The following is a 24,026-nucleotide window of genomic DNA, read 5'->3' as shown; positions in this document are numbered from 1 at the left end:
ATTCACACCTCTCTAAGTTTATTATATCATAAAAATTATACAAAATAATAATAATCTCCATTTACCTTGTCCATTTAATCTTAAAATGCTATACTAATTTTATGTTTTAACATAAATTATGTAAAGGAGAAGTGTAAAGTGAAAAAAATAACTAAATTTATAGCATCTACACTAATATTTACTTCAGTATTTTCCACCATTGCATTTGCAAAAGCACCAGAGCCAGAGCTTATAGGTACCTCTGCATTAGCTGTGGATTTGGAAACTAATGAAATAATATATGCAAAGAATATTGATAAAAAAATGTATCCTGCAAGTATTACGAAACTTATGACTGCATTACTTTTAGCAGAAAATAAAAGTCCTGGAGATTTGTTAACCTATCCTGAAGCTGCTAAAAATGAGGCTCCTTATTCCTATGGCTTAAATATTCATCCAGTTAATACTGGTGATACTTTTACTGCTTCAAATGCAATGGATATTCTTTTATTATATTCTGGTAACGATATAGCTTATATGATTGCTGAAAATGTAGGTGGAAGTGTAAATAATTTTGTTAAAATGATGAATGAAAAAGCAAAAGAGCTAAAAATGACTAATACTCATTTTGTAACACCTAATGGATTAGACGACAATACTCCAGACCATTTAACTACTGCTTACGACTTAAGCATACTTCTTAAAGCAACAATGTCAAATGATTGGACTAAATCCGTTATAAATAAGAAAGAAGCATCAGTTCAATCTACTAAAGGTCCAATAGCTAAAATTGAAAATAGAAATAAATTGCTTGGAACTAACGGAAATATAGGTGGAAAAACCGGATACACAGAAAAATCTGGTCGTTGTTTAGTTTCCGTTTATGAAAGAGAAAATCGTAAAATAGCTACAGTAGTTTTAAATTCTGAATATGATTTTCCTAAAGATACAAAAGTCTTTGAGGATATGGAGAAATTAGCAGATTATAGTTATAGTGCAGAAAAAGAACTTCTTCTTCAGAAAGACAGTGATCTTAACACTATTACATTAAAATATAATGCTATTCCATTAATAGGCCCAGAAAGGGCAATTAGGGTTCCTGTAACTATTCATGAGGATATTACATATTATGATACAGAAATAAAGCCAGAAATTAACTATAACGTTAATAACTTAAGTGCTTGGAAGTTAAACAAAGACAAATCAATTGGACAAGTATCTGTAAAAATTAAAAATTCTGAATCTAAGTATGATTTATATCCTACAATTTCAAAACTTGATATAATTAAAGAAAATATTTTAATATACTCAATTATGTTAATTGTAATAATCTCGTTGATAGTTCTTACAATTTACTTAATTAATAAAAGAAAACATAATAAAAGAAGATATACACGTTATTACTAGTACATAAGCCTATAGGTTTTAACCTATAGGCTTATAATATTTTGTAAATAGCTTAAAGTTATATCTATTTATTAACATATTTTATTTTTTAATTTCCTCATCAACTACTAAGGTTTATTGAGCATTATATAAATTATTGATTTATGTAAAATTCTATAACAGCCCCTCCATTTTCATCATTATGTGCAAAAATCTTACCATTATGTTTTTCAATTATAATTTTACACATATACAGACCTAATCCTGAATGCCCTTTTTCTAAAGATCTAGAACTATCACCTTGATAAAAGCTTTTAAATAAATTATTCATATCTTTTGTAGAAAAGCCTATTCCATCATCTTTAATAGTAAATTTTATTTTGTCATCATACATAGATAGAATTAGATTAATATTTCCACCACTTTCAGTAAAGCGTAGTGAATTTATAATCAAATTATCTAGCACTTGTGAAATCTTATCTTTATCAAAAATTGCTATATTATTATTTTTCTCATTGTAAATTTCACAAATAAAATTTATATTTTTTTCTTTGCAAAGCAATTTAAACTCAATTTCTTTTTCAATAATAAAGTCCTTCACATCTACTTTTTCCAAAATCAAGTTAAAATCAGCTCTACTTATTTTAGAAATATAATTCATATTTTCAATCAATTTAGTTGCTCTATCAGTATTTTGTTTTACAACTTTTAAATGCTTTTTTGCTTTTTCTTGATTTCTTAAATCCATTTCTTCTAAAATTTCCACATGGCCCCTAATTATAGTAAGAGGAGTTTTTATATCGTGAGCAATAGCTGATGTTATATTATTTCTCTCCTCCTCCATATTCCAGTTTTTAATTAAAGTGTTCTTTAATTCATCTTTCATATTATTAAAAGAGGAAATTAAATCTCCTAACTCATCATCACCTTTATAATTAATAGTAAAATCTAAATTTTTATTTTTAATATTATTAGAAGCTTTTATTAACTCATTGATAGGCTTATTAATCCGTTTATTTAATTTACCTATGAATATTATAGTAAATATTATTAAATAGAAAAATGGACAAATAAGCAAATAAACATTTATGATTTTCATTAAATTATTATTTATAAATAATGATGAAATTCTATAATTATATTTTATAACAGCAACAGCTTTTAATTCTCCATTATATTCCACAGGTATATATTTTATACTTGCATAATTAATAGGTATATTATTTGTATATCCTCGCTCTATATTCCAATCTTTTCTATAATCAATGGTATTAATCTTATATAATATGTCATTAGATTCCATTTTTAAAAAGTGCGACGTGCCATGAATATAATTTCCTTTCAAATCTAAAATCTCATAATCCATTCCATCTTTATCTATAAGCTTTAATATATCCTCTTTTCTTTCTAACTCCAACACATTATATCCATTATTTTTTATATACTCTTCAAATTGAGGCACCAATTGTTCATAATGATTTTCTGGCTTTATAACTTTTAAATTAATTGCTGTAAAAAGTATTAATACTGTTATAATAGTAGCAGCTATGCTAAAAAATAATATGATGAAAAAATTAAAAACAAACTGCTTTTTTAAAGAACTTCTTTTCATTATCTTAATTTCTCCCATCTATATCCTACACCCCAAACTGTAGATATATATTCAGTTTTATTATCTATCTCTTTAAATTTAGCTCTAATATTCTTAACATGCTCTGCAATAGTGCTACTATCCCCTTCAGCATCATATCCCCATAAAGATTCATATATTCTTTCTTTAGAAAAAATCTGCCCACTATTCATCGCTAATAATTCAACAATTTCAAATTCTTTTTTGGTAAGGTTAATTAATGCATCTTTTATAATTATTTTATGATTAGCTATGTCTAAACATAGCTCTCCAAAACTTATTTTACTTTCTTTAATACTATTTTTACTATGTCTTTCTTCTCTTCTTAAATGAGCTGCAACTCTTGCTCTTAATTCTTTTAAACTAAAAGGCTTAGTTATATAATCATCTCCACCAATTGAAAAAGCTTTTATTTTGTCTAATTCATCTTGCTTTGCGCTTAAAAACAAGATAGGGCATTGAATTTCTTCTCTAATTTTTCTACAAAATTCATATCCATCTGTATTCGGCATCATTATATCTAATAATATTAAATCTGGGTTACTTGTTATTTTAGTTAGTGCCTCATTTCCGTCATAAGCGGTTATGATATAATATCCTTCCATTTCTAAAGCTTCTTTAATAAAAGAGACTATTTCCTTCTCATCATCTATAACTAATATTTTATACATATCTATCTCTCCATTAGATTCTTAATATTTATAGTAATTATAATATAAAATTATTGACTAAACTAATATAATATTAATTTCTACTAAGTTAATTTATTAATTATTATATACTTATATTAAAATGAAATTATAAAGATTTTATAAAGAAAAAGACATCTTAAAATAAAAGATGCCTCATATGTACAAACTCAATTTTTATTCAATTTATTTAGATTTTGAAGCGATTTCAACATTTTTTTGATGCTCTGGATCAGAAACTGCTTCCACACTACCATCTTCATGTCTAGTACTATTTAAAAAATGAATATCACAAACACCATCCATATTATTACCTTTAACTACGTCTAAATTCTGTCCTGTACCATATCCATCTGATAAATCAGGAGCCTGTGAAAGTGCAGGGTAATCATCATTTCCAGCATGAGGCATTCCTGCCATAGACGCTGCTATTCTTCTTCCATTAATTTTTATAACTACCGGTCTTCTCTCCCAAGAAAACCCTCCCCAGATGCTTTTAATTACTTCTGTATCATTAGTAGTCAGTGCTTCAACATCTGCATGATTTGTACCAAAGGTTCTTTTCATCTTAAAGGTCTTACCAGTATGAATATCTTCAACTTCAGCTACTGAACCAATAGGATATAGATATTGTGCTTCACTCCACCAATCCAAATTTTCTATGTTGGGTTTAGAAGGTTTCTGAATCATCTTTTCTGTTGATATAGTAGCACCTTTAGGTAATATTGGATTTTCATCAATATCATCCATATTACCACCTCTTGAAAATGCTATCCTTTCCTCCTCATTATATGTATTGCCACTAGGCTCAATTTTTTTTGTTCCTTTAGGAATTTGATCTTCTACACTATTATCTTTTACTGGAATGGAATTTTCCAAAGTAGATTGTTCTTCTATCGTTGAACTGATTGCACTATTCATAAATCTATCATATATATTAAAATCCATATTACTTTCCATTTTTACAAGGCTAGTTAAAATCACAGTGCTAATTAATAAACTCGACGATAAAATAATCTTTTTTACTTTGTTCATACTCAATTATTCTCCTTTTGTTCATAAGATACTCAATATTTTTTTCAGGTCTTATGAATTTTTTAAATATATTTTGGATTAAATTTCTATAATTATTCTCATTAATTATAATATAGTGTTTTTGTAATCAAATCTTAATAAATTTGCTTATTTATTATTATATAATAAAATTGGGTAAATTTTAAGTAGAAATTTTATGCAAATTAATTAAAAAGCACAGAATTTATAAATTTATATATATTCTGTGCTTTTTAATTATTGGCGAGTATCGCAGATTAAATTTGCTTTATGATTTTTAATTTTATTTACGCCTTCTTTAGTAAATTTATATATGTAATTTAAAAACTTATCTCTACTAGCTTCCCCTTTTTCCATATCAGCCAACGCTTTTTCCATTCTTCCAGTATAGTCAACATCTAACAATTCTTTTATTGGGAAGGTTTCTATAAGTTTTTTGCCTTTTTCAGTAATTAACAATGATTTTCCTTTTGGCTTTATATATCCTGCAAATTTAAGTTTATTTATAATCTCAGCTCTAGTTGCAGCAGTACCAATAGAGTATCCACTTAGCACTGATGAGTTATCTTCCTCATCTTCATTATTACTATTTACACTTTTACCGCAAGTTTCCATGGTAAGTAAAGTTTTTTCTGTGTGATGAGCGGGTGGTTTTGTTTTCTTACATTCTATTTTTATCTCTACTGTATGTACTATATCATTTTTATTAACCTTAGGCAACAATTCATCTTTTCCTGTATAGTTTTCTACTTTTAAGTAACCTTCTTTTATTAAAATTTTACCTTTTGTACTAAACAATCTGTCATACTTTTCACCTTTAATACAGGTTATAATTTCAGTATGTTCAAATTCAGCAGGGTCCATAAATTGAGCTATAAACCTATTTTTTATAGCTTCATAAACTTGCTTTTCATCTAATGACAAATCTTTAGGTACTACATATGTAGGTATTATAGCACTGTGACTTTCTACTTTATCATTATTAAATACCTTTTTTGAAGTATTAAATTTAATTTCTTCCTCAAAGGGTAACCCCTTTTTTACTATTTCTAATACCTTTTTAGCTTTATCTTTTAAACTCTCTTCCAGCTCAATACTAGAGGTTCTTGGATAGGTTATATGTTTTTTTTCATATAAACTTTGCGCAACTTTAAGTACTTTATCCGCAGTATATCCCTTGTATTTACTTGTAATATATCCTTGTAGATTAGTTAAATTAAAAAGTACTTATATAATCCTTTTTAACTTCAACTTTTTTTTCTATTACAGTACCTTCTTTATTTTCAATCTCTTTTTTCAGTTTTTCTACGCTTTCTTTATTAGTAAATTTATCTAATTTATTATGAAAAAATTTTAAAAAAAAAAAAAAAAAAAAAAAAAAAAAAAAAAAAAAGAGAAAATTTTCCTTATAGCTTCCTGCCTCATTCTCAAATTCACCATAAAGTTCATAATACTTTTCTCCTTTAAAGCTTTCTATCTTTATATCTCTATCATATACCATTTTAAGAGTAGGCATTAGTACTCTACCTATATTTAGTAGATTTCCCTTTCCACTGCAATATTTCATTGTAGCTACGGAAGTAAAATTTATCCCTATGACCCAATCAGTAAGCTGTCTACTAACACCTGCATCTTGAAGAAATCTCATCTCCTCATTAGATTTTAAGTTAGTAAGTCCTTTTTTTACTTCTTCTTCAGTCCACTCATTTAATAATAATCTATAAATAGGTTTTTTTACATTAATATAATTAAATATTAATAATGCTATTACTTCTCCTTCACTTATACTTACTTATATTCATGTGTAAAATGTTAAACTACTTATATTTTCAATATTTATAAGTCTTTTTTAAAAATTAATAATTACTCACTACATTTTTTAGTTGCACAATTATATTTGCACACTCAATAAAAGCAAGATATAAACACCTTGCTTTTCTTTTACTAGATACCTAAATCATCACCCAAAATATATACTCCATTTTCATCATAAGTTATATATTCAACTATTTCTGTCTGATCTAATCTTAGTCCTGATTTTGACACTAATAAATTTACAAAACTATTATCATGTGTACTAACTAAGACTTGCTTTGATTCCATTAAATCACATAGAATGTCTATTAAAGAATATATATTAATATCATCCATATTTTGAAAAGGATCATCTAATCCAATTATTTCAAAATTGTTAATTATATTTATTTTATTAGATGTTAAAAATACACTTAATGCTAAAATATTAGATTGAGCCGAACTTAAAGTCATTGAGGCATTTACTTGTTTTTCAAAACTTTTTTTATCCATTTTGACTAACTCATCATACTCTTCTGAATCTGTAAGCAAGACATATAATCCTCCATCTCTTGAAACTATATTAATGTACTTATTATTAATATACGGGGATACTTGAACGAAATTTTTATTTATTTCTTTGTTCGATATCTTTAAAAATTCTGCAAGTAAATCGCTCATTATATTTGGTAAATTGTCACTTAATTCATTTAACATATTTATTTTATCTTCTAATCCTTTATTAATGGTTCCTAATCCTAACAATTTATTATCTAAACTCACAATATTTTTATTAATTTCACCTATATCTTTATTTAATACTAATATTTTAGTATTGGAAATACTGTTATTCATCAAATTAATTTTTTCCTTTAATTTATTAATTACTTGACCATTGGTTAAAATATAATTATCCGACTTTATAATAAATTGCTCAAAACTTTCAGCATTATATTTTTTTAGTATATCCTCACTTTTTCTTCGCCTATTATCATAAATTAAAATTTTATTTCTAATCTCTTGTAATTCTTTTTCATCAGTAATTATTTTTGACTTTAAACAACCTAATTTTTCTTTATTCTCTTTTATGATATCTTCAAATTTACTTTCCACCTTCACCAAAATGTTGTCAAGATTAATAATATTCTTTTTATCTAAGTCGATATGAAAATTAGTTGAATCAAATTTCCATTCATTTGTTAATTCCTTATATCCATTACTAATTAATTCAAATAAATCTTCTATTTTCGTTTCGGAGTGTTTTTTTTGAATTTTTAAAATATCTAATTTAACTTTCACATCCTCTAACTTTTTTACCACCAAATCTAACTTTAAAAATTTGACAACTTTAGAGTTAATTAATCTTAGTTCATCTTCGACTTTTTGGTTATCCCTATTTATATCTAAATCTTTTATGTTATATGCAATAATATTATATTTCTGTTCATTATTAAGAATATTATCTGTTATTTTATTTAAAGAATTAGCTAAATCATTTCCTTTTCTATTTTCATCAGCTAAAATTAAAGTATAATGATTCTTTAAATTTTCCAACTCTAAAATTTTCTTATTATATACATTCTTTTCTAATTCTTTTGCTTTTCTTAAAACCTCTATCGCATTTGCCATCTGATCGCCTGTGCTAAAATCATTACCACAAACAAGACAAATATTTTGTTTTTCTTCTATTATTTCCTCTTGAATAGTATAAATTATTTTATCAATTTCAGTTTGCTTATTATTCTTAGAATCTTTATATAATATTTCTAACTCACTTTTTATATTTTGCAACTTTAAAAAAGTCTCTTCAATCCTTTTTCTATTAACCTCTATTAACTTTTCATTTTCCTTTAAATCAATTTTTAGTTCACTAATACCATTTATAATTTTTTTACATTCCAATATGTTATTAAATAACTTTTCACTTTCTAATAATTCGGATTTTTGTATTTCAAATTCTTCTATTGATTTAACTCCTTCTTCTTCTAGTTTATTTTGTAGACCAATGTATTCATTTTCTAAATCTAATACTTTTTCCTTAATGTTTTTTAAGGACTCTTGCTCAAATTTATATTTTTTCAATCTATTAGCTAATGTTTCTATCTTAAACTTTTGTTTAATGTAATCCCTAATACTATTTTCAACTTTACTTTTATTACTATTTTCATTAATTATATTTTCAGATAAATTATTCTCTTCTAATTTCAAATCTTCAATAGAAATTAAATTTTTATTTGAACATGAATTAATAATTTCTATATCACTCTTTAAAACTTCTTTACTTTGCATTAATTCTTTAATTAATTCGCTTAAAATGTTGATTGATTTAATGCTAATATCGTTTATTGTCAACTCCTTCCCAATAAATACTTTATTTTCTAATAATAAAGTATTTACCATATTAATTAATTCATCTTTATTATAAATATTATTTGACTCTTCCATACCTTGTTCATATCTTAATTCTGTTTCTTTTTGTTTTAATTTACCTATTAATATCTCCTTTTCTACTTGTAACTTATTTATTTCAGTTATATTTTTTTCTATTTCATCTTTATTATCTTTCTTATTTGAAGTAATATCCCTTTTAAAATTAACTCCAAATCCTTCAAGTGATAAAATATCCATAAATAATTTTAACCTTTCTTCTGGCTTATCACTTAATACAAAATTTGATAATTCATCCTGCGAAAGTATAGTTGATGCTTTAAAAGTTTTAGTAAACCTATCTAATCCTTCTAATTTACAATCTCCTGTTATTTGACTATAAATTTCACTTGTACCTTTTCCCCAACTTAAGGATTTACCATTTATTATTACACGTCGTACTTCTCTTGCATTTACTCCTTCTCTTTTTTCAATACTCCTCCTAATTATCATTCCATTATCAAAAACTATTTCTACATAGGTTTCATAACACCCTAAATTAAAACTTTTATTATTAACTACAAAATTAAAATTACTTTCTTTTGAATCAGAATATCTTGATATATCTCCTGTCATAGCCCATTCTATAGCATCATATATAGCACTTTTTCCTGATCCATTTGGTCCTAAAAATACAACTAATTTTTTTTCTTTAAAATTAAATTCTTTCTTACCATTATAAATTCTAAAATTATATAGACATAATTTATCTATGTTCATTTATTTTACTCCCCATCTTCTAACTTAATCTTATTATCCTCTATATACTGTTTAGCATAAATTACAGAATATTTGTTTTTACAATATTTATCAACTAAATTTATGAAAAGATCATTTACCTTTATATCATTATAATTCAAACCCTCACTATCAATAGTCTCACTTTTTAAAAATGATATTCTTTTAAAATCATCATGATTAGATATTACATATTTTTTACATATATATTGATCTTTTTCTATCAAATTTATTATTTTTATGTATTTATCTTTTAGTTGTTCATTTATGCATAAAAAATAATATAGATTTTTTCTATATTTTTTATTTACTACCTCTAAAATTGCTTTAATTTTATTTTGAGTATCTTCATAAGTAAGATATGCTGATTTAAAAGTTTCATATGGTTTTAAAACTATTATTCTTTTATTATCAGTAAAAATGTATATATCTTTGTCTACTATATTAACCTTCTTTTCTTCTAAAATTGCATATACATCATTATATTCTACAAATCTATTATTACTTATTACATCTATTAAGTTATGCTTTTTCATATATAATTCTCCTTTTTTGCTCTACATACTTTAAATACGTTTTTTCATCTTGCGGAGTTCTTTTTATTGCATTTATTGCATTCTCTATATTTTTGCTAGAAATATAATTAATCTCAAGCTTTGAAGACTTAATCTCATCATTTGATCTTTCATAATCCTTGATACTTTGATTTATATCAAAAATATCATTGAAAGGATTATTATCCTCAACTACATCAATTAATATGCAATCTATATCAGCATTGATTTTGCTTAAATACTTGCATTTTTTACTTTTAGAATTTACATCATTTTTTATTTCTACTTCGTCTTTAATCCCACGTCCATTAATTATTATTACAACATCATTTTCATCTTTATCCCACAAAGAATTTATTAACATTTTTATTTCTTCTTCTAATTCTATTTTATGATTATCATAAGCAGATAATAAGTAAATAATTATTAAAAACGTTCTTCTTATATAATGCTTGTCCTTCTTATGATCTATTAACCCCTCTATCCCATCCTCAACAATAAATATTCTATTTAAAAATCGCTCATAAATATATTGATCTGCATTTGTAGCCGCATCTTTCAATTCACATGAAATCCATATTAATTTTTCCAACATAACTGTTGCCATTTTATCCTTAAAACTTTTTGTTATTTCTTCCTGTATTTCTACAAAGACCTCTTGGAACGTGTTGGTAATGGACTGTTCTCTAAAATTATCATAAGTTTCTTTGCGCCACCTATCTATTAATTTTATAAAGGTTTGCTTAATTTGTTCTTTATTAAAACAGAAATCTATTCTTTCTCTTTCAGATGTCTTTGAATCATCTGATGTTTTATAAAGAGCATCAACTAAAAATCTTTTTGTACAATACTCACTTAAATCTCTAGAATAAATGCCAAATATCTTGTCAATCTTCTGACAAATATAATCCTCTAGTGTTGCCCTATCACCATACGTTTCAAAAAAAGAATTTTTAAAATACCATTCTATATCTTCTGACAGATTCACATTTATATATTCTAAAACTTCAACCTTCTCTTCATTTTCATTTTCTATAATATTTTTAATAGGCGAATTTATAGTATCCTTTATTCCTTTTATATCTAAAATGCAGTTATATTTTGTATGCTCTATACCAGAATACAATTTTGGAGACAATCTTTTATTAGAACATAATTTAAATTTTACTTTTATACTGTTACTATCTATATTCATTTTTGTCTTAAAATCTTCATATTGCAAAAATAACTTATCAATCCAACTGTCAAATCCTTTTTTTCTTTTTGTCATATCTCCACAATTTATTCTTCCATCTATAATTGTTTCTTTTTCAGTTTTAACTTGAATAAACTCTAAACATTTTCTTCCAACCAAGGTAATGTCATCACCAATTTCATACCATACTTGCTCATAATCAGTATTTTCAACACATTCTAAACAATAATAAACGAAAAGTAAATATTGATAAAAAAATCCTCTTGTAGCAGTAACACCTGAAAAAGTATCATTTGAATCTTTATTTAATAAATATGTAGTTATTATATCTATAATATTTTCTTTTTCCTCGACATTACCACTGTATTTTTCCTCACAATGTTTCACAATTCGTTCTTTTATATCATTCATCACAAAATTCTCCTTAATTCTCAAATTAATACAATAATATCTTAACATATTAAATCTGGTATTTATAAGGATATTTTATAAATTTAACCTTTTCATCAATATTCTTTATTAGATACTCTAATTTTGTGTTATATGTAAAAACCATACTTATAATACATATAGTACAAATTACTTATATATTTCTCAATTTAATCTTACTTTGTATGTATTATTATTTGTTGTTACTAACCGCATACTACTTATAATATTAAGATTTTAAATTCCAAGGAATAAACGATATTTGATTCCCTTCGATAACATATCCAACAAAAATAATATCCTTTGCATATACCCCAAATGGATATCCTCTCGAAACTATCATTCCCTCAACCTTATTTCATCAAAGTTTTTATATGTATCCATATACAACTTTATTTGTCCCCATGCTACTCTCTCCTTACTTTTAGGTACTTTAACCTCAATTATTACACTAAAATCATTTTCTTTATTTTTTGCCATTATATCAACTTTCCTTCCCTCCTCTTCAAAATTTCCGATAAATACTTCCTCACCAATCAATTTCAAATTCATTTTTGAAGAAATATTTTCTTCCCATGTTTTTAATATTATTTTTTAATATCTTTCTCTAAATAATTTATGGAATAATTATTACTATTTATCCAATATTTAAACTGACTAGGTAATTCTCCTCGTACTCTATAAATAGAATGTACAAACTTTGATATATCAATATATCGAGATTTTTTATGTAAATACTCTAATACTTTATAACATAGATTATTACAGCATAATTTTTCTTCTATACTACTTAAACCTTGTATAATTTCTTTTACTTTCTTATTATTTTCTATCACTTCAGTTACTATTTTATCTATTCTTCCACTCTCTATTAAACGATCGTAATCTACACTTATTAATTCTAATTCTTCTAGCCTAATTTTCTTTTTACCAGTATCAATACTTCCTTTGCATTTAGAATAATTAGAACATCCCCAAAATGCTCCATATCTTCCTTTTTTCAAAATCATGTCCCTTCCACAATTCGGACAATTTTTAAGTTCCTTATCTTTATTCAATAATAGCACCTACTTTTGCATAAAATATTACATTTGTGTAATTACCATACATTTTAGTCTCCGCTTTCATATAAAATTTATGCATAGTTTGTACTAGAATAAGGTGATTTTATGAGTAATAGAAATGTTATTGGAAGCAACGTTAGATTATTAAGAAAAAAATTAGGTATTACACAAGAAGACCTCGCTGCTAGACTTAATATTTTAGAAATAGATATTGATAGACCTATGATTTCTAAAATTGAAAATAACTCAAGAGAAGTACTAGATTATGAAGTTAAGGCTTTAGCAAAAGCTCTTAAAGTTTCAATTAATGATTTATTTAAATGATATTATTTATGTTTAATATAAAAAGCTTTAGTAACATTTTTTGTTACTAAAGCTTTTTCTTAATCAATAAATTCTATACTCCAGTTAAAATATCCCGTTTCCTCATTTCTTTCATACTTAAAGTATGCACTGAAAGTATTTCCTTTTTTACTCTTAAGATTTCTAAACCCTACTTTACCATTTTGAAGTAATATCTTTACCATCTCTTTAGATACTACTTTTCCAAACGAAGCTATATATTTATCATCTTTCCAGATTGTATATCTACACCCATTTTTCCAATTAGTACATCCAAAGCTTTTTTCAGCTTCTATTATCGCATTCCCACATATAGGACATTTACCAATAATCTCTTTTCCTTCTGGTAATTGAACTTTAAATTTATGTAGAAGTGAATTGTCATTTTTTATTTTATCTACTGATTGTGTCGTGAAATCATATATAAAATCCAAGAAATCCTCTTTTTTATATTTACCTTTTTCTATATCTAATAGTGTCTTTTCTAGCTTTCCTGTATATTCCAAATCCAAAAGTTCTTTTGCAGGAAAGATTTCAACTATAGTTCTGCCAAGTTCAGTTGTAATTAAACTCTTACCTTTTGCTTTAATATATCCAATATCTTTAAGCTTATTAATAGTTTCAGCCCTAGTTGCAGGAGTTCCTATACTAAATCCACTTAATATTGCATTCATCATTTCATCTGTATTAGTTTCATCATCTAAACTTTCATCTTTATCCTCTTTATCATTTTTAAAATTTTTACCACAGGTCTCCATAACCCTTAAAAGTGTTTTTTCCGTATGATACTTAGGTGGTTTTTTAGTAACCTTATTAACCTTATTATCAGTAATATCAAGATTTTCATCTTTCTGCACTAATGGCAAAATTGTATCCTTAGTATCTATTTTTTCAACAACTCTCCATCCTTTAATAATTTCAACTTTACCTTTTGCAATAAACTCTCCAGGAACTTTCTCATCATTTACCTTAATAGTTATTTTAGTTTCTTCAAATTCAGCTACAGGCATAAATTGCATAATAAATCTATTCTTTATAGCATTATATACATCTTGTTCATCTGTGCTTAACCCCTTTGGAATTACATAGGTAGGAGTTATAGCACTATGACTTTCTACCTTAGAATTATCAAAAACTCTTTTTGATTTTACAAACTTAACTTGCTCTTCATAAGGCAATCCCTTTTTTAGATCTTCTAAGACTTTCTTCACTTTATCTTCTAAACTTTCTTCCAATACAACGCTAGCTGTTCTCGGATATGTAATAAATTTCTTTTCATAAAGACTTTGAGCAACCTTTAATACTTTATCCGAAGTCCACCCCTTATATTTACTTGTTATGTATCCTTGCAAGTTAGACAAATTAAATAATGGTTGTGGATATTCTCTTTTCTTTTCAATTTCTTTGTCAATAACTACCCCACTTTTATCAACTAATATCCTACTAATCTCATCTAAATATTCTTTTTTCTCAAACTTTTCATTAGAATTTTCATAATAAAGAGTCTCAAACTCAGTATTATCTTTCGATTTATAAGTAGTTGATAACTTATAGTAAGAACTAGCTTGGAAATTTTCTATTTCTTTATCTCTATCATAAATAATTTTTAATGTTGGTAAAAGCACTCTTCCAATATTAATTACTTTTCTATCTTTTCCAGTTCCTCCGTAACGTAATGTTGCGACTGAAGTTAAATTAATTCCAATTACCCAATCTGCTAACTGTCTTCCAATACCTGCATCCTGTAATGGTTTCATTTCTGAATTAAGTTTTAAATTTTTTATTCCTTTTTTTACTTCTTCTTCCGTCCACTCGTTAAGGAGTATTCTATATATAGGTTTGTTTACATTGAAATGTATGAACAATTCATCCGAAATAACCTGTCCTTCCCTATCAAAATCTGTTGCAGATATTATTCCATCAACATCTTCTCTATCTATTAAACTTTTTATTATATTAATTTGCTTTTCTGCACCTTTATCTACAATATTTCTATTGTAACTATCACACTTGATCTTATATCTAAAATCACTAGGTATAAATGGGAACTTTTCCATTCTCCATCCTATCATATTCTCGTCATAATCCTTTGCATCAAACAATTGTAAAAGATGACCAAAAGCCCATGTTATTATATATTCTTCTCCCTCTATATATCCATCTTTTCTAATTTTACACTTTAATGCCTCTGCTATATTTCTAGCTACAGAAGGCTTTTCTGCTAATATAAGACTTTTCATTTAAATCACCACTCGTAAATTTATATTATTTTTTTATTATACCATATTTGGGATTTAATATTTTCTAATATAATGAAATAAACTATAATAGATGTTATAACCATAATATTTAGGGGGAAAACGTATGAAATTTATAGATTTAAGAAGTGATACTGTAACAGAACCTACTGACAAGATGAGAAAAGCTATGTTTGAAGCTATAGTAGGAGATGATGTCTATGAAGATGATCCTACTGTTAAAGAACTAGAACAATATGCTGCTAGCCTAGTAAACAAAGATGCTGCATTATTTGTTCCTAGTGGAACCTTTGGAAATCAACTTGCACTTTTTACTCATTGTAATAGGGGTGAAGAAGTAATTTTAGGAGATAATTGTCATATTGTAGCTCATGAAGTAGGAGGCGCTTCTGTAATTGCAGGAGTTCAGCTAAGAACTATAGATAATCCTAAAGGTATATTAAGTACATCTGAAATTGAGAAAAGAATTAGAAAAGAAGAGGATATTCATTTTCCTGATACTAGTCTTATTTGTATTGAAAATGCTCATTCTAGCGGTGTAGTTGTACCTTTAGACAATATGAGAGATATTTATACTCTAGCAAAAAAATATAATCTTAAAGTACATTTAGATGGAGCAAGATTATTTAATGCTTCTACTTATTTAAATGTTCATCCTTCAGAAATTACAAAATACACAGACTCGGTAATGTTTTGTTTATCTAAAGCATTATGTGCTCCCGTAGGTTCTATATTAGCAGGTTCTAAAGAATTTATTGATAAAGCTAGAAAAAAAAGAAAGCTATTAGGTGGGGGATTAAGACAAAGTGGATTTTTAGCTGCTGCTGGCTTAGTAGCTTTGAAAGAAATGATAAATCCTTTAAAAACTGATCATGAAAATGCATTGCTATTAGCTAATGAACTTGAAAAAATTCCTGGTATCGAAGTTAATAAAAAAGATATACACATAAATATGGTATTTTTTAGCTTAAAGAATACTGGAATTGATGGACAAATAATTGTAGATAAATTATACGAAAAAGGAATTAAAAGCAATGGTGAAGAAGATGGCTTAATGAGATTTGTTACCCATCATTGGATTACTAAAGAAGATATTTATTATACTTGTAACGTATTGAAAGATATTATTAATAAAAACAAGTAGTTTCATAAATTGTTAACAGAAAATTAAGAATACGAAAAATTCTTTTGGTAACTATATTAGTATACAGAGGATGTAAAGTGGTTGAGCCAAGAGTGTTTGTAGGCTGGAAATGGCTTTATAACATTCGGTCAAAGGTGTATATGGGAGTGAAAATTCTTATATGGGCTGGAGAGAAGACTATTATAGGTGGTGAAGTGCTGTGTATGTGCATAACTGTATATACAGGGTTTTAAACTATGTATAATGGTCGAGCTAAGATAACTTAGGTTGCCGCAGGCAGTAAGGTATCTTCTAAAAAATAATAGATCAATATTTTAGCTTATTTTTCATCATACTGCGTTGTCATAGCTCGCCCATAGCTTAACTATGAGCAGAACCTGACATCTTGTCTGATGTGAGGCATATTCAAAAAATAACTAGTCAATATGCTCATCTATTTTGTATCATACTCCGTCGTCTGAAGTCCATGATAGCAGACTATCACGAAAACCTGTCGACCTGTCTGATGTAAAATATATGACCCATCTTTAACTAGATATTTTATTTTATATGTTTAAAATATAGTAATATCTTTGGTTTATTATTTTCTTCCAGATGCCTAATTAAAAGCTAAGGGTGTTACTTAGTCGAAAGATTAATTAATGCTCTACAGGTATTCTATTTTGTCGAGTAAAGATGTGTGTAGGTTGTGTAATGTTTGTATGTAGTCGAAGGATTATATATGGATATGTAATGATGTACATATGTTGTAGCGTAGACTGCTTTAGGTTCTCAAAAATCCCTAGGGTAAAGACAGGCACCTGTTAATAGCCTGTCTTTTAAACTTTTATAATAATTTTAACTTAAATAGAACCATTATCTCTTCATTATTAGTTAAAGTATATTCAATAATTCCCTCATATCATCAATAGCATAGTCAGGTTCATGTTTTAAAACTTCTTCTAAAGGAATAAATGTATATTTAACTAAACAAGTTTTTGTATTAGCAGCTTTTCCAGATAAAATATCATTATGACTATCTCCTATCATTATCGCTTCCTCTGGTTCTATATTTAAAAGCTCTAGCGCCTTTAGCACTGGTTCTGGATTAGGCTTATGCTTCTTAGTATCTTCTGGTGTTACTATTGCATCAAAATACTTTTCCAAGTTAAATAGTCTTAATCCTCTTAAGGCAGTGTTACGTATTTTTGATGTTACTATCGCTAATTTATATCCTCTGTTTTTTAATTCTATAAACGCTTCTTCTACACCATCATAACCCTCTGTATAATCATCATGTATAGTTGCACAGTATTCTATGTATGCATTTACAAGTTCTTCAGTTTTTTCTTCACAGTATTTAGACATAGTGTAAGACAGTGGCTCCCCAAAATATCTAATGAGCTCGTCATCCCCTACTTTTAAACCTAAGTTATTATTTAAAACATATTTAAAACTTTCTAATATTAATGTATTTGTATTAATTAAAGTTCCATCTAAATCAAACAATATAGCTTTAATCATAAAATTTCTCCTCCTTCTAAATCAATTTTTCATCTTATCTAATGGCACATAATACTTAGAATATCTATTATTATATTTATCACTGTACATGCCTTTATCATCCCTAACCATTACTACAGCATTCTTATTTATTTTATAAAGTATTCCTTTTAATAAAACTCCATTATACTTAAAGGTCACAGTACTCCCTAAAGTAATATTAGAATTTTCCATAAATATCTCACTGTCAGTAGGTAATCTATGATAAATATCGCTATGGCCAAAAAGATTTACACTTAGAGATTTAAATCTTGCAGTTTTGCAACTTGATTTTTTATATTTATAAAACTCGATTAAGTGGCATATTTCATGCTCAAAGATTATCATCATTGCTTCAATTACATCTTTCGTTACAATTCCTGAAACTATTTTTTCTCTATTGGTTTTATTATAGTTTTTTAGAAAGTTTAAACTTAGTTTTATCTCAAAGCTTTCACTTATTGAATTTCTTTTATATATGGTTTTTCCTGCTGCTTTTGTCATTTTATTTGATAATGAAAAACTAATATTTTTAATAAAATCCTCACTAAAATAACCTGATAAGAAATTACTATTATAAAGCTCAAATAAAACTCTTAAATGTAACGGCTTTATACTTGCAATATTACTACTATTTAAACCTGTAACTTCTTTAAATGTAATATATATTTTATATCTTATATCATTAATTTCTTCTTTCTTCATTTTAATTACCCAAATATATTCTCTCTTAAATAAGTTATAATTGATAGTATATCACAGTATACACTTATTAGTCTAATAAGGCATCTTCAAAAAATAAAAAGTCAGCATGCTAGAATATTTTGTGACATACTGCGTTGTCAGAACCCAGTGATAGCATAACTATCATTGGGTTCTGACGCCTTGTCTGAGACAAAATATTCTTACATCCTTGACTAATTATTTTATTTCAGATACCTAAAATAAAACTGCTGAATTTTCAGCAGTTTCATTTACTAACTTTTTAATATTGCTTTATCAATTAATGAACTTAAAGAATGATCTTTATTTTCAGCTTTTTCTATAAAGCTTATAAAGTGACTTTCTATATCTTCTATATCAATATCTCTAAGCTTAATGACTTCTTCTAAAGATTTAATTTTTCTTTCAAAATCCTCTTTCTTTTCAGATTTTATGATTCCCCTATTTAATGAGGACTTTAATGCTAAATATAAAAAGCATATAGTATTATCATCATAATTATTCTTTAATTCTTCAAAATCACCTACAATAAAATTTAGAGATTTATTTAATAGATTTTTATATATAGAAATATCCTCTTTACCTAATGTAAAAGCTAATATACCTTTTATTGTAGACATTACTTTATCAATTTGATCTTCTTGTAAGGAGTTTGCAAAGGCTCCACTAGCAAATTGATGTGATGCTAGAATTCTTAGTAGTTCTCCCCTTAATGCTTTTGATAATTCTGCTTCATCAAATTGCGGTTCATCAAAATAGTGTCTATAATAAAAATTAGATGCTAATTGTGTACCTTCTCCCTCATCATACTTAATTTTTACTGGTAAAAATTTTTTAAATCCTATTCCTAACACAGGATCATAAAGTTGTTCCATCAATATAAATGATGTTTCACTGCTCAGCACTCCTATACGTTTTGATATCTCTATAAGCTTATTTTTCATAGCATTATAAGTTTCTCCACGTTCAAATCTTATCCTATTTTGTAAAGACTGTATCCTCTTTTTATACCATACTTTTTCAATTAAATTCATATTTTCTTCAAGTTCTAAATTACTTAAACTTATTCGTCTCTGAACTCTTCTATTTCCAACCTTTCCTCTTAAAGTTACAATTCCTTCTACCTGTCCTTGTACTTTAGCAAAAATAGAAAACAGTTCCCCATCATACATGTATTCAATGGTTCTTGGATAAGTTCTTTCAACTTCAACCAACCCCCAATCAATTTCAATATCCGTAATTTGTAATCCTCTAATTCTATTAAATTGTTTTAAAATACTATCTTCAATTCTTTCATTATTATTAATAAATTCAGCTTTACCATAAGTAATTTGAGCTAATTTATTAATAAAATAAGTATTAACAGAGGCATCTATGCCAAATGGGAAAATTCTACTTTCAATACAATGTTCATCTACATAATCTAATATTTCTTTCTCATTATCTACAATGTCATCAGTAAATAATAAAATAGTATTTTCTTCTCCTAAAGCTTCATTTTTTAAAGCGTATTTAATTCCTTCAAAGATAACTGCATCATCTTCACACTGTAATTCATCTATCCACATAGAGGCTTTTATTAAATTTTCTTCATTATATTCTACTCTTCTATCTTCTGAGAAATAATTAAGCTTATCTCCCATTGCAACTATATTAAAGGTATCTTCTTTAGATAAATTTCTCAAACAAAGCTGAAGTGCATTTTTAGCTTCTAGAAGCTTTTTCCCTTCCATTGAGCTTGATATATCTACCATAAATATATAATTATCAATTTTCTTTTCCTTGGAAGGCTCTATATCAGGTATGAATCTTAAGTAAATTATACTATTATTTTCCTTAGAATTTTCATATATCATTCCAGTAGTTTCTTCAAAAGTTTTTTCCTTTAAATAAATTATCATATCTTTATCTAAATTTTCCTTAGATGAAGCTAAAGTAATTTTATATAAATAATCATTACCTTCTTCTACTTTTATTTTATGAGTATTGCTTATAAACTCCATATTAGTAAAAGATTCAACTAATAAATTCAAGTATAATTTATAATTATTCTTTTTAACTAAATTTTCATTTGAGTCTATATTGGTTGGTGGTATTATTCTAGGAATAGTTAACTTTAATTGTTCATTATCATAAGCTAATTCTTCAATATATGATATCTTTATATTAATACTTTCTCCAGCTAATATTTTTCCCATAGAAATTCTAAAATCATTAGCATTAAACTCTTCTAATAAAAAATTAGAATTGTCATCCTTTATATTATTATAGATTTTATCAACTTCTTTTTTGTCTTCTATAATACCTTTTATGCTTCTTCCCCCAATATTTGCTTCAAAGCCTGACAATACTGATGTTTCTGGTATAGGAAAAGTGTATATTGCCTCTACATCACTCTTGCCTTTATTTTCATATATATGATCTATAGTAAATTCTACAAACTCGCCACATACATTACCAGTAATGTTTACCTTTTTAAGTACTATATTGCTTTCAACTCTGTCATATGAAAATTTTGGATATTCCATTCAAACCTCTCCTTTTTTAAACTGGAAACTCTATTAGAAATAATTATATATATTTAATTCTACCAAATAAATAATGAATTGCATTAAGACTTTTGTGAATTTTCTTTGAATTTTAATAAAAATAGAGCAAAGTTTCTTGCTCTATTCGTATCTATTATATATTATACTAATTTTTCATATAAATATGCTATTTCATTACTTCTTTAATAACCCTAAGAGCATTTTTATAAAAGATCTTTTCTATTATATCGTCACTAAACCCTTCATTATTTAGTGCAACCAATAGTTTATCCATATCACCAATATTATCTATCTCTAGCCCTTTAGCATCTATTCCATCAAAATCTGTACCTAGGGCTACAACTTCACTTCCACCTATATTAATTATATGCTTTATGTGTTTTACTATATCCTGAGCAAAGCTCCTGCCTTTAGTATTTAAAAAACTTTTTTCGAAATTTATTCCTGTAACTCCGCCTTTTTCTGCAAGCAGCCTAATCATATCATCATTTAAATTTCTAGGATGATGACATATCTGCCTAGAATTAGAGTGAGATGCTACAAATGGTTTACTAGAGTATTTAGCAACATCATAAAATCCGCCATCAGATAGATGAGAAACATCTATTATCATCCCTAAATTGTTCATTTCTCTTACGCAATCTATACCAAACTCAGTTAATCCTTTATTTTGTAATTCACTTTTGCAATTTGGAAAGCCAATTTCATTAGTATAGTTCCAAGTTAATGTCATAAGTCTAACACCTAATCTATAGAAATTTCTTAAATTGCTAAGTTTACCTTGTATTACGCCACCTTCTTCAATTGTTAAAAAAGCTGATATCTTATTATTATTATTATTTTCTATAAGTTCTTGATAATTAGTTGCTAATCTTAACTTATCATTATTAACTTGAATCTCATTATAAAATCTATCTAACATATTTAGAGCATATTTTAAAGGGTCATCTACCTCTTGTGAATCTACAAATAAAGCAAAAAATTGAGCCATGGAGTCACTTTTAACTAGTTTTTCAACATCTACAGAAAAATTATTTTTCCTTAAATTAACTTTATCTCCAGTATACATGAGCCTCCCTATAGTATCGCAATGTAGATCAATCATTTTCATATCATTCATCCCCCATTATAATCATTTATTTAATTGTATCATAAAAACTATTTTTACAGTATTATCCAAATATAATGATTACATATTTAAAAATCTACTATTCTTAAAGTATGCTTCCATCTTTTTTAATATACTGGGGTACTTCATTAACTATAACTCTAGCAATTCCATTGTAGAAGTTTTCAACTTCATCAAAAATAGGTTCTATAACAATATGATTGTTCATATCTATATAGCCCCATTTTTCATGAATTTGAACAGAGAATAATCCTTCACTATAGTCAAAAACATTGTCATATTCTATTGGAATTATAACATTTCCACTTTTATTTATAAATCCATATTTTTCCCCAATTGAGACTACTGCGTATTCTCCAGTGAAATTATCACTCCAATCATATTCAGGCTCTATGATAAAATTCCCACTTTTATCTATAAATCCATATTGATCGTTAAAACAAACAGCTGACAATTCTTCACTAAAACTATTAGCAAATTCAAAGTCTTTATTAAAGATCTTTTCTCCATTTTTATCTATGTAAAAAAATTTATCACCTATAGCTACTGCTGCTAAATCTTCATTAAAATCACTACCATAATCAAAGTTGAAATCTATAGCTACATTACCATTTTTATCAATATATCCAAATTTTTCACCTTTTTTAACTAGTGCTAATCCATTTTCAAATTCATTTGCATCGTCATAAGATGGGCTTATTATCATTTTTCCTTCGCTATTTATATATCCAAATTTCCCCAAAAGTTTAACAGCTGCTAACCCTTCAGTAAAACCTTTTGCTTCTTCAAATTTTGTCTTAATAACCAAATCTCCATTTTTATTTATATATCCATATTTATGATTCATTTCAACTACTGCCATATTTTCATTAAAATAGTTTACATCATCATATTTAGGTTCAATAACTATTTTTCCATCTTTATTTATAAAACCGCATTTGCCTTCCAATTCTACTAGAGCTATATCATCTTCAAACTCATCTGCAAAATCAAATTTAAAATCTATAATTGTTTTACCATTTTCATCTACATATCCATGCATATCATTATTTTCTTTAGGATACAATCCATTTTCCATAACCTACACTCCTTCTATAATTATATATAAACAAACTACCTAAAAATTAATATATAGCTAAATATAGCTACGCTCTCGAGTATTTCAATTCACAATTCACAATGCAAAATTCACAATTATGGTGGAAATTAATTCTTTATGAATTAATTTCTTAAACTAATTTTTACTAGCAATGTATTACTAGTTCGTTATAAGAAGTGATTGTATCACTTCAAAAATAAATAATTTTAAATTTCTCAGCTTTTGCTGAGAAATGTCCATAATTGTGAACTGTGAATTGTGAATTCAATAGTTTCAATTATAACACTAAAAAATACCAATTTTTTCATATATATATTAATTTT

The 24,026-nt window shown here is 26.3% G+C and carries 18 protein-coding genes and 1 pseudogene; 4 read left to right on the top strand and 15 right to left on the bottom strand.

All coding sequences use genetic code 11. The annotated features are described in order from the left end of the window. Nucleotides 1-138 precede the first annotated feature (138 nt). Nucleotides 139-1,386: a D-alanyl-D-alanine carboxypeptidase family protein gene (locus tag ACWPW7_RS13560; RefSeq protein ID WP_454053931.1), complete on the top strand. Its 1,248-nt coding sequence runs from the start codon at nucleotides 139-141 to the stop codon at nucleotides 1,384-1,386. Nucleotides 1,387-1,519: 133 nt separating this feature from the next. Here the strand turns inward: ACWPW7_RS13560 and ACWPW7_RS13555 are convergent, their stop codons facing one another. The 9 genes and pseudogenes from ACWPW7_RS13555 to ACWPW7_RS13515 all read right to left on the bottom strand — a co-directional run bounded on the left by ACWPW7_RS13555 (nucleotide 1,520) and on the right by ACWPW7_RS13515 (nucleotide 12,932). Further along, the gene (locus ACWPW7_RS13555; protein WP_454053930.1) at nucleotides 1,520-2,995 is read right to left on the bottom strand and encodes an ATP-binding protein; all 1,476 of its coding nucleotides are present in this window, start codon (nucleotides 2,993-2,995) and stop codon (nucleotides 1,520-1,522) included. Then, complete coding sequence (locus ACWPW7_RS13550) at nucleotides 2,977-3,666, bottom strand: response regulator transcription factor (protein ID WP_454053929.1); 690 nt, start codon at nucleotides 3,664-3,666, stop codon at nucleotides 2,977-2,979. The genes ACWPW7_RS13555 and ACWPW7_RS13550 overlap by 19 nt, the downstream gene beginning before the upstream one ends. Before the next feature lie 204 nt (nucleotides 3,667-3,870). Beyond that, on the bottom strand, nucleotides 3,871-4,719 hold the full coding sequence (locus tag ACWPW7_RS13545) for a hypothetical protein (RefSeq protein WP_454053928.1): 849 nt from the start codon (nucleotides 4,717-4,719) through the stop codon (nucleotides 3,871-3,873). Nucleotides 4,720-4,974: 255 nt separating this feature from the next. Then, nucleotides 4,975-6,517: pseudogene (locus ACWPW7_RS13540) on the bottom strand (type IA DNA topoisomerase); the annotation flags it as partial. A 164-nt stretch (nucleotides 6,518-6,681) separates the two neighbouring features. After that, entirely contained in the window at nucleotides 6,682-9,678 is a 2,997-nt protein-coding gene (locus ACWPW7_RS13535) for an ATP-binding protein (RefSeq protein WP_454053927.1), read from the bottom strand. A gap of 5 nt (nucleotides 9,679-9,683) precedes the next feature. After that, the gene (locus ACWPW7_RS13530; protein ID WP_454053926.1) at nucleotides 9,684-10,232 is read right to left on the bottom strand and encodes an ABC-three component system middle component 1; all 549 of its coding nucleotides are present in this window, start codon (nucleotides 10,230-10,232) and stop codon (nucleotides 9,684-9,686) included. Next, entirely contained in the window at nucleotides 10,219-11,856 is a 1,638-nt protein-coding gene (locus ACWPW7_RS13525) for a dsDNA nuclease domain-containing protein (RefSeq protein WP_454053925.1), read from the bottom strand. The genes ACWPW7_RS13530 and ACWPW7_RS13525 overlap by 14 nt, the downstream gene beginning before the upstream one ends. 357 nt (nucleotides 11,857-12,213) lie before the next feature. Then, a complete protein-coding gene (locus ACWPW7_RS13520; protein WP_454053924.1) occupies nucleotides 12,214-12,414 on the bottom strand; it encodes a hypothetical protein in 201 nt (66 codons plus the stop codon). Between the two features lie 47 nt (nucleotides 12,415-12,461). Beyond that, on the bottom strand, nucleotides 12,462-12,932 hold the full coding sequence (locus ACWPW7_RS13515; RefSeq protein ID WP_454053923.1) for a topoisomerase DNA-binding C4 zinc finger domain-containing protein: 471 nt from the start codon (nucleotides 12,930-12,932) through the stop codon (nucleotides 12,462-12,464). A 111-nt stretch (nucleotides 12,933-13,043) separates the two neighbouring features. Here ACWPW7_RS13515 and ACWPW7_RS13510 point away from each other — a divergent pair, with 111 nt between their 5' ends. Beyond that, complete coding sequence (locus ACWPW7_RS13510; protein WP_454053922.1) at nucleotides 13,044-13,262, top strand: helix-turn-helix domain-containing protein; 219 nt, start codon at nucleotides 13,044-13,046, stop codon at nucleotides 13,260-13,262. A 59-nt stretch (nucleotides 13,263-13,321) separates the two neighbouring features. On the opposite strand, the gene ACWPW7_RS13505 is transcribed toward ACWPW7_RS13510, so the two are convergent. Continuing rightward, entirely contained in the window at nucleotides 13,322-15,520 is a 2,199-nt protein-coding gene (locus ACWPW7_RS13505) for a DNA topoisomerase (protein ID WP_454053921.1), read from the bottom strand. Nucleotides 15,521-15,644: 124 nt separating this feature from the next. On the opposite strand from ACWPW7_RS13505, the gene ltaE reads away from it, so the two are divergent. Both ltaE and ACWPW7_RS13495 read left to right on the top strand, forming a co-directional pair. Then, entirely contained in the window at nucleotides 15,645-16,682 is a 1,038-nt protein-coding gene (gene ltaE / locus ACWPW7_RS13500) for a low-specificity L-threonine aldolase (protein WP_454053920.1), read from the top strand. 77 nt (nucleotides 16,683-16,759) lie between these two features. Next, nucleotides 16,760-16,915 carry a hypothetical protein gene (locus tag ACWPW7_RS13495; protein ID WP_291561848.1) on the top strand — a complete coding sequence of 52 codons (156 nt, stop codon included), beginning with the start codon at nucleotides 16,760-16,762 and terminating at the stop codon, nucleotides 16,913-16,915. A gap of 640 nt (nucleotides 16,916-17,555) precedes the next feature. On the opposite strand, the gene ppaX is transcribed toward ACWPW7_RS13495, so the two are convergent. The 5 genes from ppaX to ACWPW7_RS13470 form a co-directional block, all read right to left on the bottom strand. Continuing rightward, the gene (gene ppaX / locus ACWPW7_RS13490; RefSeq protein ID WP_454053919.1) at nucleotides 17,556-18,185 is read right to left on the bottom strand and encodes a pyrophosphatase PpaX; all 630 of its coding nucleotides are present in this window, start codon (nucleotides 18,183-18,185) and stop codon (nucleotides 17,556-17,558) included. A 21-nt stretch (nucleotides 18,186-18,206) separates the two neighbouring features. Next, nucleotides 18,207-18,908, bottom strand: a complete 702-nt coding sequence (locus ACWPW7_RS13485; RefSeq protein ID WP_454053918.1) for a hypothetical protein — start codon at nucleotides 18,906-18,908, stop codon at nucleotides 18,207-18,209. A 272-nt stretch (nucleotides 18,909-19,180) separates the two neighbouring features. After that, complete coding sequence (locus ACWPW7_RS13480) at nucleotides 19,181-21,454, bottom strand: VIT and vWA domain-containing protein (RefSeq protein ID WP_454053917.1); 2,274 nt, start codon at nucleotides 21,452-21,454, stop codon at nucleotides 19,181-19,183. A gap of 187 nt (nucleotides 21,455-21,641) precedes the next feature. Further along, nucleotides 21,642-22,586 carry a dipeptidase gene (locus ACWPW7_RS13475; protein ID WP_454053916.1) on the bottom strand — a complete coding sequence of 315 codons (945 nt, stop codon included), beginning with the start codon at nucleotides 22,584-22,586 and terminating at the stop codon, nucleotides 21,642-21,644. Nucleotides 22,587-22,689: 103 nt separating this feature from the next. Continuing rightward, complete coding sequence (locus tag ACWPW7_RS13470; RefSeq protein ID WP_454053915.1) at nucleotides 22,690-23,682, bottom strand: WG repeat-containing protein; 993 nt, start codon at nucleotides 23,680-23,682, stop codon at nucleotides 22,690-22,692. Between the last annotated feature and the right edge of the window lie 344 nt (nucleotides 23,683-24,026).

It is taken from the genome of Clostridium sp. Marseille-Q7071, assembly GCF_965112025.1.
This window is presented reverse-complemented; position numbering and strand designations above follow the sequence as displayed.